The sequence below is a fragment of the Pseudoclavibacter caeni genome (assembly GCF_008831125.1).
GTDB lineage: Bacteria > Actinomycetota > Actinomycetes > Actinomycetales > Microbacteriaceae > Pseudoclavibacter_A > Pseudoclavibacter_A caeni.
Genome location: NZ_WBKA01000002.1, coordinates 102,344 through 116,861 on the forward strand (window position 1 = coordinate 102,344; position 14,518 = coordinate 116,861).

The 14,518-nt window shown below is 70.7% G+C and carries 15 protein-coding genes; 5 read left to right on the forward strand and 10 right to left on the reverse strand.

What is annotated here, in order from left to right:
- The first annotated feature begins 158 nt into the window (after nt 1-158).
- Entirely contained in the window at nt 159-863 is a 705-nt protein-coding gene (locus tag F8O02_RS03040; RefSeq protein WP_179416309.1) for a 3'-5' exonuclease, read from the forward strand.
- A 252-nt stretch (nt 864-1,115) separates the two neighbouring features.
- Here the strand turns inward: F8O02_RS03040 and F8O02_RS03045 are convergent, their stop codons facing one another.
- Both F8O02_RS03045 and F8O02_RS03050 read right to left on the reverse strand, forming a co-directional pair.
- Nucleotides 1,116-1,373 carry a type B 50S ribosomal protein L31 gene (locus F8O02_RS03045; protein WP_158035775.1) on the reverse strand — a complete coding sequence of 86 codons (258 nt, stop codon included), beginning with the start codon at nt 1,371-1,373 and terminating at the stop codon, nt 1,116-1,118.
- A gap of 72 nt (nt 1,374-1,445) precedes the next feature.
- Entirely contained in the window at nt 1,446-2,234 is a 789-nt protein-coding gene (locus F8O02_RS03050; protein ID WP_158035776.1) for an ABC transporter ATP-binding protein, read from the reverse strand.
- A 77-nt stretch (nt 2,235-2,311) separates the two neighbouring features.
- Here F8O02_RS03050 and serB point away from each other — a divergent pair, with 77 nt between their 5' ends.
- Nucleotides 2,312-2,947, forward strand: a complete 636-nt coding sequence (gene serB, locus F8O02_RS03055) for a phosphoserine phosphatase SerB (RefSeq protein ID WP_158035777.1) — start codon at nt 2,312-2,314, stop codon at nt 2,945-2,947.
- Nucleotides 2,948-3,023: 76 nt separating this feature from the next.
- Here serB and fabG read toward each other — a convergent pair whose 3' ends face one another.
- Complete coding sequence (gene fabG / locus F8O02_RS03060; RefSeq protein ID WP_158035778.1) at nt 3,024-3,743, reverse strand: 3-oxoacyl-ACP reductase FabG; 720 nt, start codon at nt 3,741-3,743, stop codon at nt 3,024-3,026.
- Nucleotides 3,744-3,965: 222 nt separating this feature from the next.
- Between fabG and F8O02_RS03065 the strand changes: the two genes are divergently transcribed.
- Together F8O02_RS03065 and F8O02_RS03070 are read left to right on the forward strand one after the other, a co-directional pair.
- A complete protein-coding gene (locus tag F8O02_RS03065; protein WP_225734084.1) occupies nt 3,966-4,475 on the forward strand; it encodes a DUF3099 domain-containing protein in 510 nt (169 codons plus the stop codon).
- Nucleotides 4,476-4,485: 10 nt separating this feature from the next.
- Entirely contained in the window at nt 4,486-5,337 is an 852-nt protein-coding gene (locus tag F8O02_RS03070; RefSeq protein WP_158035780.1) for an SURF1 family cytochrome oxidase biogenesis protein, read from the forward strand.
- Nucleotides 5,338-5,446: 109 nt separating this feature from the next.
- Here the strand turns inward: F8O02_RS03070 and F8O02_RS03075 are convergent, their stop codons facing one another.
- The 6 genes from F8O02_RS03075 to sufB all read right to left on the reverse strand — a co-directional run bounded on the left by F8O02_RS03075 (nt 5,447) and on the right by sufB (nt 11,498).
- On the reverse strand, nt 5,447-7,042 hold the full coding sequence (locus tag F8O02_RS03075) for an ABC-F family ATP-binding cassette domain-containing protein (protein WP_158035781.1): 1,596 nt from the start codon (nt 7,040-7,042) through the stop codon (nt 5,447-5,449).
- Between the two features lie 249 nt (nt 7,043-7,291).
- On the reverse strand, nt 7,292-7,687 hold the full coding sequence (locus F8O02_RS03080) for a metal-sulfur cluster assembly factor (RefSeq protein ID WP_158035782.1): 396 nt from the start codon (nt 7,685-7,687) through the stop codon (nt 7,292-7,294).
- Nucleotides 7,687-8,457: a Fe-S cluster assembly ATPase SufC gene (sufC, locus tag F8O02_RS03085; RefSeq protein ID WP_158035783.1), complete on the reverse strand. Its 771-nt coding sequence runs from the start codon at nt 8,455-8,457 to the stop codon at nt 7,687-7,689. The genes F8O02_RS03080 and sufC overlap by 1 nt, the downstream gene beginning before the upstream one ends.
- A 55-nt stretch (nt 8,458-8,512) precedes the next feature.
- Nucleotides 8,513-8,860, reverse strand: coding sequence for a non-heme iron oxygenase ferredoxin subunit (locus tag F8O02_RS03090; RefSeq protein WP_158035784.1), 348 nt, complete (start codon nt 8,858-8,860; stop codon nt 8,513-8,515).
- A gap of 5 nt (nt 8,861-8,865) precedes the next feature.
- Entirely contained in the window at nt 8,866-10,065 is a 1,200-nt protein-coding gene (gene sufD, locus F8O02_RS03095; protein WP_158035785.1) for a Fe-S cluster assembly protein SufD, read from the reverse strand.
- Nucleotides 10,066-10,079: 14 nt separating this feature from the next.
- Nucleotides 10,080-11,498 carry a Fe-S cluster assembly protein SufB gene (gene sufB / locus F8O02_RS03100; RefSeq protein WP_158035786.1) on the reverse strand — a complete coding sequence of 473 codons (1,419 nt, stop codon included), beginning with the start codon at nt 11,496-11,498 and terminating at the stop codon, nt 10,080-10,082.
- A gap of 267 nt (nt 11,499-11,765) precedes the next feature.
- Here sufB and F8O02_RS03105 point away from each other — a divergent pair, with 267 nt between their 5' ends.
- On the forward strand, nt 11,766-12,728 hold the full coding sequence (locus tag F8O02_RS03105) for a COX15/CtaA family protein (RefSeq protein WP_179416308.1): 963 nt from the start codon (nt 11,766-11,768) through the stop codon (nt 12,726-12,728).
- A 586-nt stretch (nt 12,729-13,314) separates the two neighbouring features.
- On the opposite strand, the gene F8O02_RS03110 is transcribed toward F8O02_RS03105, so the two are convergent.
- A complete protein-coding gene (locus tag F8O02_RS03110; RefSeq protein ID WP_158035982.1) occupies nt 13,315-14,247 on the reverse strand; it encodes a heme o synthase in 933 nt (310 codons plus the stop codon).
- Nucleotides 14,248-14,518: the final 271 nt, after the last annotated feature.

Consider the following 14,518-nt stretch of genomic DNA (forward strand, 5'->3'; position numbering starts at 1 on the left):
GCGGGGTCCCGGCCACGGCGCGCGGCGCGACGGCGCACCACGCCCGTCCCCGCCCCGGCGGCGTCCCCGTCCCCGCCATGGCGGCGTCCCCGTCCCTGCGCCGGCGGCGTCCCCGGGCCGCGACGGCGGTGTCGGAGGCCGTGGCTACACTCGACACCATGACCTCGTCTGCTCCCCTGCCCGTCTGGGCCCGTGACCTCATCGCCTTCGACACCGAGACGACGGGGGTCGACACCCGCTCCGATCGCATCGTGACCGCCTCCGTCGTCCGGCTCGACGCCGCCGGCGCGGTGGTCGCCGAGCGCGACTGGCTGCTCGATCCCGGGGTGGAGATCCCCGAGGCGGCCCGGCGGGTGCACGGCATCAGCACCGAGCTGGCCCGCGCCGAGGGGCAGGACGCGGCCGCCGGCATCGCCGAGATCGTCGCCCTGCTGCGCGCGCAGCTCGCCGCCGGCCGCCCGATCGCCGCGTACAACGCCCCCTACGACCTGACCTTGCTGCACCACGAGGCCCGGCGCCACGGAATCGAGCCGCTTGAGGCGCCCCGTCCGGTGATCGACCCCCTCGTCATCGACCGGGCCGTCGACCGGTACCGTCGAGGCAAGCGCACGCTCACCGCGGCTTGCGCACAGTACGGGGTGACGCTGGAGGACGCGCATCGGGCGAGCGCGGACGCGATCGCCGCCGGCCGTGTGGCCCAGGCGATCGCCCACACGCATCCCGAGCTGGATCTGCCGGCCGATCGGCTGCACGACCAGCAGGTCGCGTGGGCGCGCGAGCAGGGCGAGCGCTTCGCCGAGTACATGCGCACCAGGCGCGGCCAGCCCGGCTTCCGGGCGCGCACCGCCTGGCCGGTGGGCTGAGGCCCGCCGGCCGGTGGGCTGAGGCCCGCCCCGGGCACGCACGGCCCGGCAGGGCGCGACCATGTCGTGTGGCCCTGAGCCGTTGCGCGCCCCGGACGCCCGATCTGCCCGGCGAGCCGCCGGACCGTCACCGCCGGGACGGCCGTCGGCCCGCGCAGGCCCTCCCCTCCACCCGGGCGATGTCGCGGGAAGACGCGAACGAGGGCACCCCGGTGAACCGGGATGCCCTCGTCGGACGTGCAGGATCGGCGATCAGCCGAGCTTGCCGAAGCCCTTGTAGCGCGACTTGAACTTCTCGACGCGACCGGCCGAGTCGAGGATGCGCTGCTTGCCCGTGTAGAACGGGTGCGACACCGAGGAGATCTCGACGTCATAGACCGGATAGGTGTTGCCGTCGGTCCACTCGACCGTCTTCTCCGGCTTCACCGTGGAGCGGGTGAGGAACATCTCGCCGCTGGCGAGATCGCGGAAGACCACCGGCGCGTAATCGGGGTGGATGCCTTTTTTCATCATTGATCCTTTGATCGAACTCCGTGATTCCGCACACGAGGGATCACCGAGTGTGCGCAAGCCAGAAAGGGACTATACCAGATCGGCCCGGGCGGTGTAGCGTCCGTCGGTCTCGGCGACGACCAGCGGCAGGTCGTACAGCCGGCTGAGCCGCTCGCTGATGATCACCTGGTTGATCGGCCCCTGCCGGATGACCCGGCCGTCCTTCATCAGCAGCGCGTGAGTGAAGTTGCGCGGGATCTCCTCGACATGGTGCGTGACCGACACCAGTGCGGGTGCGCCCGGGGCCACCGCGTACTCTCCGAGGAGCTGCAGCAGCTCCTCGCGGGCGCCGAGGTCCAGGTTCGCCGTCGGCTCGTCGAGCAGCAGGATCTCCGGATCGCTCATGACCGCCCGGGCGATCTGCACGCGCTTGCGCTCCCCGTCGCTCAGGCTGCCGAAGGCGCGGTCTGCGAGCGACTCGAGCCGCCAGTCGTGCAGCATGGTGTGCGCGCGGGCGACGTCCTCGTCCTCATAGGCCTCGCGCCACCGGCCGGTCACCCCGTAGGCGGCGGTGAGCACCACATCGAGCACCGTCTCCGTCGGGGGGATGCGGGCGTTGTTCGCCGACGAGGCGAAGCCGATGCGCGGGCGCAGCTCGAAGACGTCCACGCGCCCGAGCCGCTCGCCGAGGATGTCGACGGTGCCGCGGGTGGGGTGCAGCTGGGCGCTGGCCACGTTGAGCAGCGTGGTTTTGCCCGCGCCGTTCGGGCCGAGCACGACCCAGCGCTGGTCGTCGTCCACCTGCCAGGAGACGTCGTCGAGCAGATCGCGCCCGGCGCGCTGCACGGTGACATGCTGAAGATCGAGCACTGTTGTCATGGCCTCAACCCTAGAACACCGACGGCTCCCCGGCGTGCTTGCCGGGCCCGTCACGACGACCTCGATAGGATGCGGGGGTGACTGCACTGCTCGTCGTGACCGATGTCGACTCCACCCTGATCCGGGACGAGGTGATCGAGCTGCTTGCCGATGAGGCGGGCGCCCGCGCCGAGATCACCGAGATCACCACTCGCGCGATGCACGGCGACATCGACTTCCTCGAGAGCCTCCACCAGCGCGTCTCCGCGCTGGGCGACCTGCCCGAGGCGGTGCTGGCACGGACGCTCGAGCGTGTGCGGGTCTCCCCCGGCGCCGAGGAGCTCATCGCGGCCGTGCACGAGCGCGACGGGCGGATCGGCGCGATCTCCGGCGGCTTCAGTCAGATCCTCGAGCCGCTGGCCGAGCGGCTGGGGCTCGATCTCTGGCGCGCCAACAAGCTTGAGGTCGTCGACGGACGGCTGACCGGCCGGGTCACCGAGCCGATCGTCGACGCCCGCCGCAAGGCGGAGACCCTGGCCGGCTGGGCCGCGGAGCTCGGCGTGCCGATGGAGCGCACGGTCGCCGTCGGCGACGGTGCGAACGACCTGCAGATGATGGCGATCGCCGGCGTGTCCGTCGGGTACCGGCCGAAGCCTGTCGTCGCCGAGCGGGCCGACGTCGTCATCCCCGCCCCGCAGGGGCTGGACGCGGTGATCCCGTTCCTGCCCCGCTGACCCATCACAGCCGACCCCGCTGACCGACTCGCGCCCGGCCGCGCCCGGCCGCTGACCGACCGGGGCGGTCCAGAGGTCAGTGCCCCATGCCGAGCCCGCCGTCGACGGGGATGACCGCCCCGCTGATGTAGCCGGCGTCGTCGGAGGCGAGCCAGGCGATGACCCGGGCGACGTCCTCGACACTGCCGAAGCGTCCCGCCGGGATCGCCGCGAGGTATCTGGCTCGCTGCTCGTCGGTGAGCTCAGCGGTCATGTCGGTCTCGATGAACCCCGGAGCCACCACGTTCGCGGTGATGCCGCGCGACCCGACCTCGCGGGTGAGCGAGCGGGCCATGCCGACGAGCCCGGCCTTCGCCGAGGCGTAGTTCACCTGGCCGGCCGACCCATACAGCCCGACGACGCTCGACAACAGGATGATCCGCCCCCAGCGGGCGCGGATCTGCCCCTTGAGTACCCGCTTGACCGTGCGGAACACGCCGGTGAGGTTCGTGTCGACGACGGCGGTGAAGTCGTCCTCGGTCATCCGCAGCACGAGCCGGTCGCGGGTGATCCCCGCGTTCGCGACGAGCACGCCGACGTCACCGAGCTCGCGCTCGACCTCGCCCACGGCGGCGTCGAGGGACGCGGCGTCGGTGACGTCGGCGCGCACGGTGAGCGCGCCGTCCGGGCCACCCTGCCCGCTGCGCGAGGTCACCGCCACCCGGTGCCCGCGCCGCAGGAACTCCTCGGCGACGCGGCGGCCGATGCCGCGGTTGCCGCCGGTGACGAGGACGATGCGATCAGTGGTGTCGGTCACGCTGTGGACTCCTTCTTCCCTGTTCGGCGAGCCGGCGCGCGGACACGGTCACGGACACCTGTCGGAGTTCCGCTCGGTCTCCGGGCTCGCCCGGCTCGAACGCCCTACACTATATAGGGGATGCACAGGTCGGGCACGGCCGGCTCGCGTCCCGGCCCGGCGCGTCCGTTGCGGGGCCTTCTGGACGACTCGCCCGGGTCACGGCGAGAGGAGGTGGGACCGGTGGCGCATCATGCCGAGCATCAGGTGGCGCTCGTCACCAACGCCCCGAACTCCCCCCATGACGACCGGGTCTCGCGGATGATCCGCTACGCCATCTCGATGGCGCTGCGCATCGTCTGCATCCTGCTGCTGTTCGTCGTGCCTGGCTGGTGGAAGATGCTGCCGCTCGTCGGCGCCGCCATCCTGCCGTTGTACGCCGTGGTGATCGCGAACCTGCCCAAGCGGGTCAACTCGCGCTTCGAGTCGGTCGTCGACCGGGCGATCGCCGCCGACGCATCCACCCCGACCGCCGACCCCGGGTTCGTGGTCATCGACCTCGAGGGACCCGCCGACGACGAGTCCCCACGGGCCGCCGAGCCCGACCCCCGCGACGCCTGGCGCGGATACCCGGCCGGTCCCGCCGCACATCGAGCCGACCGCGCCACGCCGACCCCGGACATCCCCGCCGACCTGCGTGAGGAGGACGACCGTCGCGCCCGCGGCGCGCTGCCCCCGCTCACCCGCGGCTAGAGTCGACCTCATGCGTGGACTGCTTCGATCGCTGCGACGACTGAGCCTCTGGGAGTGGACGGGGTATCTGGCCGGGGTGATCGTCTTCGCGATCGTGTGCGTGCTGCTCTCCCGCTGGCAGTTCGACCGCCGGGACCAGGCGGTCGCCGAGATCCAGAAGGTGCAGGCGAACTGGTCGGCGGAGGTGAGCTCCCTCGACCGGCTCGTGCCGGATGAGGGTGCGTTCGACGACGCGCTCGAGTACCGGCGGGTCGAGCTGCACGGCACCTATCTCTCGGCCGATCAGGTGCTCGTGCGCAACCGGCCCCTGGACGGCCAGCCCGGCTTCGAGGTGCTCGTGCCCCTGCGCCTCGACGGCGGCGATGTCTTCTTCGTCGACCGGGGCTGGGTGGCCACCGGCGACGACGGGCAGGCGCCCACGGACATCCCGGCCCCACCCGAGGGTGAGGTGACCGTCGTCGTCCGGCTGCGGCCCGCACAGCAGGAGGTCGACCGCTCCGCGCCGGACGGCCAGATCGCGAGCTTCTCACTGCCCCAGGTCGTCGACCGGTACGGGCTCGGCGACGCGTACACCGCCATGTATGGCGACATGGTCGGCGAGGACCCGGCGACCGCGGAGCGGCCGACACAGATCCCGCAGCCGAGCCTCAGCGAGGGCAGCCACCTCAGCTACGCTCTGCAGTGGCTGGTGTTCGCCGTGCTCGCGTTCGTGGGCTTCGGGTACGCGATCCGGCAGACCCTCCGGCGGCTGGACGCGACCGGCGGCAGCGAGGTGCGCGCCCAGCGGCAGCGCCGTGAGAGCCGGCGCCGGCGGGACGCCGACGAGATCGCCGAGGACGAGATCCTGGACGGCCGGCGCTGAGCCCGGCCGGCGCTGAGCCGGTGAGCCGGAGCGGCGTCTCATGGCCATGACGCGGGCACTCCCCCCGCGGTGCGCGACCCGGCCTGCCCGACGCGGCGAACGGGGGCGCTCAGGCGAGCGAGATGAGCTCGGCGTAGTCCTGCGTCCAGATGTCCTCGGTGGCCTCCGGCATGATGAGCACCCGCTCCGGGTTCAGCGCGAGCACCGCGCCCTCGTCGTGGCTGACCATGATCACCGCACCCTCGTAGTGGCGCAGCGCGTCGAGGATCTGCTCGCGGCTCGCCGGGTCGAGGTTGTTCGTCGGCTCGTCGAGCAGCAGCACGTTCGCGCTCGAGACGACGAGCCGTGCGAGCGCCAGCCGGGTCTTCTCACCGCCGGAGAGCACCCCGGCGAGCTTGAGCACATCGTCGCCGGTGAACAGGAACGAGCCGAGGACGCTGCGCGCCTCCCGCTCGGTCAGGTCGGCGCCCGCGAGCATGTTCGCCAGCAGAGTCGCGTCCGGGTCGAGAGTCTCGTGCTCCTGGGCGTAGTAGCCGAGCTTCGCCCCGTGGCCGAGGACGACCTCCCCCGCATCCGGCTGGTCGACGCCCGCGAGGATGCGCAGCAAGGTCGTCTTGCCGGCGCCGTTGAGCCCGAGGATGACGACCCGCGACCCGCGGTCGATCGCCAGATCGATCGAGGTGAAGATCTCCAGCGATCCGTAGCTCTTCGAGATGCCCCGGGCCATCAGCGGGGTCTTCCCGCAGGGCGCGGGCTTCGGGAAGCGGATGTTCGCCACCCGGTCGGTCTGCCGGGGGCCCTCGAGCCCGTCGAGCAGCCGCTCGGCCCGCCGCTGCATCTGGTGGGCCGCCGCGGCCTTCGTGGCCTTCGCGCCGAACCGGGCCGCCTGCTGCTGCAGCTGGGTGGCCTTCTTCTCGGCGTTGGCGCGCTCGCGACGGCGGCGCTCCTCGTCCGCCTGCCGCTGACGCAGGTAGTGGCGCCAGCCCATGTTGTAGATGTCGATGGTCAGCCGGTTCGCGTCCAGGTAGAACACACGGTTGACCGTCTCGTCGATGAGCCGGGTGTCGTGACTGATCACGATGAGCGCGCCCTGGTACTTCTTGAGGAAGTCCCGCAGCCACATCACCGAGTCATGGTCGAGGTGGTTGGTCGGCTCGTCGAGCACCATCGTGTCGGCCTGGGTGAAGAGGATCCGGGCCAGCTCGACCCGGCGGCGCTGGCCGCCGGAGAGCGTGCCGAGCGGCATGTTCAGCAGGCGGTCCTCGAGGGCGAGGTTGTGGGCGATGCTCGACGCCTCGGCCTCGGCCGCGTAGCCGTCCATCGCCTCGAACCGGTCGGTGAGCCGGGCGAACCGCTTCATCGCCTTCTCGGCGACCTTCGGGTCGGGGTCGGCCATCTGCTCCTGGGCGGTCTTCAGCTGCCGGGAGATGCGCCCCAGGTCGCGCGCGTCGACGATGTGGTCGAGCGCCCGCTGCTCGGGGTCCCCGGCGCGGGGATCCTGCGGCAGGTAGCCGAACACGCCCTTGCGTGTGACCTCGCCCGCCGCGGGCAGCAGATCGCCGGCGAGCACCTTCGTCAGGGTGGTCTTGCCGGCGCCGTTGCGTCCGACGAGGCCGACCTTGTCGCCTCGGTCGACCCGGAACGTGACCCCGCTCATCAGGGTGCGGGCACCCACACGGATCTCCAGGTCTTTCACGGCGAGCACGGTGTGGGAGTTCTCCTTCGGGGAATGGGGTACGCCCGCAGGACGCGGGCCGAGACCAGCTCAGTATAGTGCCGCGCCGTGCGGCGCCGAGCCGCCGAGCGGACGACCCCGTCGCACCGGAGTCCGGTCCGCCTCGTCCCGGGCACGACGGCAGGCGACGAGTGGCCCCGGCCCGGCGGACGCCGCCGCTCAGGCGGCCGCCGACGGGTCCGCGATCCGGCTGGAGCCGTCGCCTGCCGTCGTGCCCAGTCAGATCGTGAACCCGAGGGCGCGCATCATGTCGCGGCCCTCGGGTGTGATCCGCTCGGGGCCCCACGGCGGCATCCACACCCAGTTGATGCGGAAGGAGCGGACGACGTCCGCAAGCGACGCCCCGATCTGCTCCTCGAGCACGTCGGTCAGCGGGCAGCCCGCCGAGGTGAGCGTCATCGAGATGACGAGCTCGCCGGTCTCGTCGAACGACAGATCATAGACGAGGCCGAGGTCGACGATGTTGATATCGAGCTCGGGGTCGACGACCTCGCGCAGGGCGTCCTCGATCCGGTCGTACAGCTCGGGCGACGGCTCGCCGACGGGCGGCACCGGGTGGTCGGCCGGGGCGCCCGCCGCAGCCGGATCGGGCGAGGGTGTGACCTCGTCGGACATCAGACCAGGGCCTCGTTCGGATCGAGGAAGCGATCGTAGCCCTCGTCCTCGAGGCGGACGGCGAGCTCGGGGCCGCCCTCCTCGGCCACGCGGCCCTTGACGATCACGTGGACGAACTGCGGCTTGATGTAGCGCAGGATGCGTGTGTAGTGGGTAATCAGCAGCAGACCGGTGTGGTTGGCCTCGCGCACGCGGTTGACGCCCTCGGAGACGATACGCAGCGCGTCGACGTCGAGGCCAGAGTCGGTCTCGTCGAGGATCGCGAACTTCGGCTTGAGCAGCTCCATCTGCAGGATCTCGTGGCGCTTCTTCTCGCCGCCGGAGAAGTTCTCGTTGACGTTGCGCTCGAGAAAGTCGTCGCTCATGCGCAGCTCCTTCATGGAGCCCTTGACCTCGCGCAGCCAGTCGCGCAGACGCGGGGCCTTGCCGTCGATGGCGGTCTTGGCGGTGCGCAGGAAGTTGCTCACCGTCACGCCCGGGATCTCGACCGGGTACTGCATGGCCAGGAACAGTCCGGCCCGGGCGCGCACGTCGGCCGGCTTGTCGAGCAGCTCCTCGCCGTCGAGCTTCACCGAGCCCTGTTTAATGATGTAGCCGGGGTGGCCGGCGATCGAGTACGCGAGCGTGGACTTGCCCGAGCCGTTCGGGCCCATGATCGCGTGGATCTCGTCGGTGTTGATGGTGAGGTCGATGCCCCGGAGGATGGGCTTCTCCTCGCCCTGATCGGTCTCGACGCTGACGTGCAGGTCTCGGATCTCCAGTGTTGACATGTCCTTGGTGCTTCCTTCGTGTGAGTCTCGGTGTGGTGCGGGCGCGGCCCCGCGGTCAGCTCTCGACGAGGCGTCCGTGCGGGTCGATCCAGATGTCGCCGTCGCGGATCTCGACGGCGTAGACGGGCACCGGCTCGTAGGCCGGCAGGGTGAGCGGACGCCCCGTGTTCAGGTCGAACTTCGACCCGTGCGCCCAGCACTCGAGCGTGCACCCTTCGACGAACCCTTCGGAGAGGGAGATGTCGCCGTGCGTGCACACGTCGCCGATCGCGTGGACGTCGCCGTCGGCGGTCTTCACGAGCGCGATGTGCTCGTCGCCGATGTTGACCCGCAGGGGACTCTCGGGGTCGAGGTCGTCGACGCCGCACACCTTCACGAACTCGCCGGTTCCGGTCTCGGCCATGTCGCTCACTCCTCCTCCGCGCGGTGCACGCCACGCACCGCCTCGACGTCGGTCAGCGGAACCCGGTACAGCTCCGCCTCGATGGCCTTCTCCAGCCGTTCCTCGAGCGGCTGGTGGCCGATGCGCTGGATCACCTCGACGAGGAACCCGCGCACGACCATGCGCTTGGCCTCCTCCTCGCTGATGCCTCGCGCCTGGAAGTAGAACAGCTGCTCCTCGTCGAAGCGGCCGGTCGCGGACGCGTGCCCGGCGCCGATGATCTCGCCGGTCTCGATCTCGAGGTTCGGCACCGAATCGGCGCGGGCGCCCAGGGTGAGCAGCAGGTTGCGGTTCTGCTCGTACGTGTCGGTGCCCTCGGCCTCGGCGCGGATGAGCACGTCGCCCACCCAGGCGCTACGGGCGCCCTCCCCCTGCAGCGCACCCTTGTAGGTGACGCGCGAGACGCAGTTGGGCTCGTTGTGGTCGACGTAGACCTGCTGCTCGAGGAACTGGTGGGCGTCGGCGAAGTACACGCCGTCGAGCTCCACATTGGCGCCCGGGCCGGCGAAACGGGCCGACGGGTTGACGCGCACGAGCGCCCCGCCCAGGTTCACCTCGATGTGGCGGACGTTCGCGCCACGGCCGACCTGGATGAAGTGCTCGGCGTCGTGGACGGCGTCGTCGCCCCACTCCTGCAGCGTCACGACGGTGAGGTTCGCCTCGGGGCCAGCGACGATCTCGACGTTCTCGGCGAGGTTCGCCTCACCGCGGTTCTCCAACACGACGATGGCCCGGCTGTGCGCGCCGGCGGTGATCACCGTGTGGGCGGCGCGGGGCGTGGAGCCGAGCTCGGCGCGGGTGATCACGACAGGGGAGGCGAGCTCGGCATCCTGCGGGATGTCGACGGCCAGCGCGCGCTCGAAGCGGCTCCAGGCGAGCGCGGAGACGTAGTCCTCCGGCTTCGTGTGCGAGCTGCCGACCCGGGGGTCGTCGCGGTCCACCCACGCAATCGACACGCCGGCCGGGGCGTCGGCGGTGTACGGCGCCGGCGAGCCGTCCAGCTCGCCGAGCACGGGCTCGAGCCGCTTGAGCGGGGTGTTCTTCCAGACGAGCTCGCGGCTCGACGGGCGTTCGAAGTCCGCCACGTCGGTCGACGCGAACCGCTGCGAGCGCGTCTGCACGGGCACCCGGTACCCGTCGTGCTCACGGACTGCCTGCTGTGTCATGGTGTCGGCCACTCCTAGCCCACCGATCCTTCCATCTGCACTTCGATGAGCTTGTTGAGCTCGAGGGCGTATTCCATGGGCAGCTCGCGGGCGATCGGCTCGATGAACCCGCGGATGATCATAGCCATCGCCTCGTCCTCGGGCATGCCGCGGCTCATCAGGTAGAACAGCTGCTCCTCGCTGACCTTGGAGACGGTCGCCTCGTGGCCCATGGTGACGTCATCGACGCGGATGTCGACGGCGGGGTACGTGTCGGAGCGGGAGATCTCGTCGACGAGCAGCGCGTCGCAGCGGGTGGTGTTCGCCGCGTGGTGGGCGTTCTCGCCGAAGCGGACCTCGCCACGGTAGCCGGCGCGGCCGCCGCCGCGGGCGATCGACTTCGAGACGATCGACGAGGAGGTGTGCGGGGCGAGGTGGATCATCTTCGCGCCCGGGTCTTGGTGCTGCCCCTCGCCGGCGAACGCGACGGAGAGCGTCTCGCCACGGGCGTGAGGGCCGACGAGGTACACGCTCGGGTACTTCATGGTGACCTTCGAGCCGATGTTGCCGTCGATCCACTCCATCGTCGCACCCTCCTCGGCGATGGCACGCTTGGTGACGAGGTTGTAGACGTTGTTCGACCAGTTCTGGATGGTCGTGTACCGCACGCGGGCGTTCTTCTTGACGATGATCTCGACGACCGCGGAGTGCAGTGAGTCGGTCTTGTAGATCGGAGCGGTGCAGCCCTCGATGTAGTGCACGTAGCTGCCCTCGTCGGCGATGATCAGCGTGCGCTCGAACTGCCCCATGTTCTCGGTGTTGATGCGGAAGTAGGCCTGCAGGGGGATGTCGACGTGGACGCCCTTGGGCACGTACACGAACGAGCCGCCGGACCACACCGCGGTGTTGAGGGCGGCGAACTTGTTGTCGCCGGCCGGGATGACCGACCCGAAATACTCCTCGAAGAACTCCGGGTGTTCCCGCAGCGCGGTGTCGGTGTCGAGGAAGAGGACGCCCTGCCGCTCAAGGTCCTCGCGGATCTGGTGGTAGACGACCTCGGACTCGTACTGGGCGGCGACGCCGGCTACGAGGCGCTGGCGCTCCGCCTCGGGGATGCCGAGCTTCTCGTAGGTGGTGCGGATGTCGTCGGGGAGGTCCTCCCACGACTGGGCCTGCTTCTCTGTGGAGCGCACGAAGTACTTGATGTTGTCGAAGTCGATGCCGCTCAGGTCGGCGCCCCAGTTGGGCATCGGCTTACGCTGGAACATCTGGAAGCCCTTGAGTCGCCGCTGCAGCATCCACTCGGGCTCGTTCTTGAGCGCCGAGATGTGCCGGACGACCTCCTCGCTCAGCCCGCGCTGCGCCCGCTGACCCGCGGGGTCGGGGTCTGACCAGCCGAACTCGTAGGTGCCGAGGCCCTCGAGCTCGGGATTCTGCTCGAGAATATCGCTCATTCTGTCCTCTCCGCCCGGACGCGGCGCCGGCCGCCGGGCACGCTCGCACCTCTTCGCGAGCATCACAACTCTAGCCTGCCCTGTGTTCGAGCACACCTGTTTCGGCGACACTCGCCGGGGTCGGTTCGCCGGCGGAGAACACCCGGCGCGGCGCGGGGCGGCACCGCCGCGCCGCCGACCGGGCTGGATGGACGCCCGGAGCGATGCAGTGGAGTCGAGCGGCCGCCATGACGCCCGGAGCATCCCCGATCGGGGATAATGGTGGACATGCATGCCTCCGTCTCCTCCCCCGCCCCGCGCGCGCCGCGTGACGCGGCCCCCGCCGCGACCGCGCCCGCCGGTCAGCCGCCGCGCCCCGTGCGTGTCGCGGCCATCGCGTCCCTCATGGCGAACATCGGGATCGTGGCCACCGGCGGCCTGGTGCGCCTGACGGGCTCGGGCCTCGGCTGTGACACCTGGCCGAAGTGCACGCCGGGCTCGTTCACGACGACGCCCGCGCAGGGGTTCCACGGTCTGGTCGAGTTCGGCAACCGCACGCTCACCGGAGTGCTGCTGATCATCGCGGTGTGGATGCTCGTCGCCGTGTACCGGCGCGCCCGCGAGCGCCGCGACCTGGTCGCGCTCGCCTGGGTGCAGATCGCCGGGATCATCGTGCAGGCGGTCGTCGGCGGGATGGTCGTGCTGTTCCACCTGACCTGGAACCTCGTGGGCTTCCACTACCTGCTGTCGATCGCGCTGGTGGCCGCGATGGCGATCCTCGTCGCCCGGGCGCATCTGCCGGCCGGACCGCGCGAGCTCGTGGTGGCGAGGCCCGTGATGATCCTCACCCATGTGATGACGCTCGTGCTCGTGGTGGTGGTGGTGCTCGGCGTGATGGCGACGGGCTCCGGCCCGCACTCCGGCGACGAGAGCCGCGTGCTGCGCACGGGCATCGACGCCGAGCTCGTCTACCACGTGCACGCGTGGGCGGCGTACACGCTGTTCACGCTCACGGCCATCATGCTCGTCCTGGCGCTGCGGACACGGGGCGACGGCGCGGCACGGTGGCGACGCTGGGTCGGGGTTCTGCTGGCCGTGCAGCTCGTGCAGATGGCGGTGGGCATCGCACAGGCGAATCTGGCCCTGCCGATCGGGCTCGTGCTCGTGCACATGACGCTCGCCGCACTGCTGACGGCGGCGTCAGTGGCCGTGGTCATGGCACTGAAGGCCCCGGTGCACGCCGACGACTGACCCCGCGGGGCACTTTCCCCGGGATATGGCCCGCGCTTCCACAAGGACCTTGCCTGACCGAGCGAGCGCCCGGGCAATCGCCCGGCTGCGAGACCCACCAGCTCGGGCCATCGTGCCGGCGCACAGGGGCTGACCGCACTGCGGCAGGGCACTCGCGGTCTCGGCGAGACGCTTCGCCGGCAGACCTGGCGGTCTCCTGGGCATGTGCGACACCGGTCCGCACGCGCAGGGATGCGCTCCGTCAGTCTGCTCGGCGGTCTCGACTCGCGCGCTCCCGCTCCGATCACGGTCTCGGCCACAGGCACACCTAGCGGACGGCGGTCTTGCGCGGGGCGGCGTACGCGATTGCACACCGAGTCTCACGACGCGGGTGCCTCCGGGCCGGAGCGGTCCCGGCGTTACGGGGTCCCATGTGAGAGGAAGCGGTCCCGGCGTTGCAGCCCAGAGGGAGTGCCGGTTCGCAGTGGCCGGAGGCATGGTGGCCGGCGCAGGGGAGAGTGGACTGCTCAGTGGGTCAGAGCCGGGTGGCCGGTTCCGGGGACCAGAGGCGGGGCACACCGGCAGGTCAGGGGCGGGCCGGCCAAGCTCAGAGCGGCAGGTGGATGAGCGGGTCGACGGCGACCGCGATGAACAGGAGGCTCAGGTAGACGATCGATCCGTGGAAGACCTTCATCGACCGGCTGCCGTCGCCGCGAATGCTCTCCGCGTACAGGGCGTGCGTCTGGTAGAGGAACCAGCCACCGACGAGCACGGCGGTGGCCGTGTAGATCCAGCCCATGTGCCCGACGGGCACGAGCAGCAGCGAGCAGGCGAGCAGTGCCCAGGTGTAGAGGACGATCTGCAGGCCGACGACGCTGCGACCGCGCACGACCGGCAGCATCGGCACGTCGGCCGTCTGGTAGTCGGCGCTGTACTTGACGGCCAGCGGCCAGTAGTGCGGCGGGGTCCACAGGAAGATGAGGCCGAAGAGGATGAGTGCCTCCCAGCTGAGGGTACCGGTGACAGCGGCCCAGCCGATGAACACCGGCATACACCCGGCGATGCCGCCCCAGACGATGTTCTGGGCGGTGCGCCGCTTGAGCACCATCGTGTAGACGACCACGTAGAAGAAGATAGCGAAGGCGGAGAGGAACGCCGCGAACCAGTTCGTCGTCACCCACAGCCAGGCGATCGAGACGAGGCCGACGATCCACGAGTACCCCAGGGCCTCGCGGTCGGTGAGCTCGCCGGTGACGAGCGGGCGGTTGCGGGTGCGGCGCATCAGCCGGTCGATGTCGCGGTCGATGTAGCAGTTGAACGCGTTGGCGCTGGCGGCGCTGAGCGTGCCGCCGACGAGCGTGTTGATCACGAGCCAGAAGCTCGGGATGCCATGTGCGGCGAGGATCATGGTCGGCACCGTGGTCACCAGCAGCAGCTCGATGATGCGGGGTTTACTCAGCGCGACGTAGGCCCTCGTCTTCGCCGCGAACCGGTCGCCGAGCGATGCCCGGTCACCCGCGGTCGGGGTCGTGTTCGTCACGCTCGCGTTCGTCGTCACAGCAGCCTCACACCCTCACGGCAGCGCTCCGCACGGAGCGTGCACACAGTCCGTTGACAGTCTAGGCCACCATGCGGGTGGGTTCCACACCCGCGCCGTGGCTGCTCCGGCCTCCCGCGGCACGACCCCGGTCGGCCGCCAGGCCGGCCCCGCCTGCAGCGAGCGCCCAGGGCCGCCCGCGGAGAGCGCATCTATACTCGGAGACAGCCGCGCCGTGGCGCGTGGGAGTCCGCACGCGGGCGCCCGGGCCGCC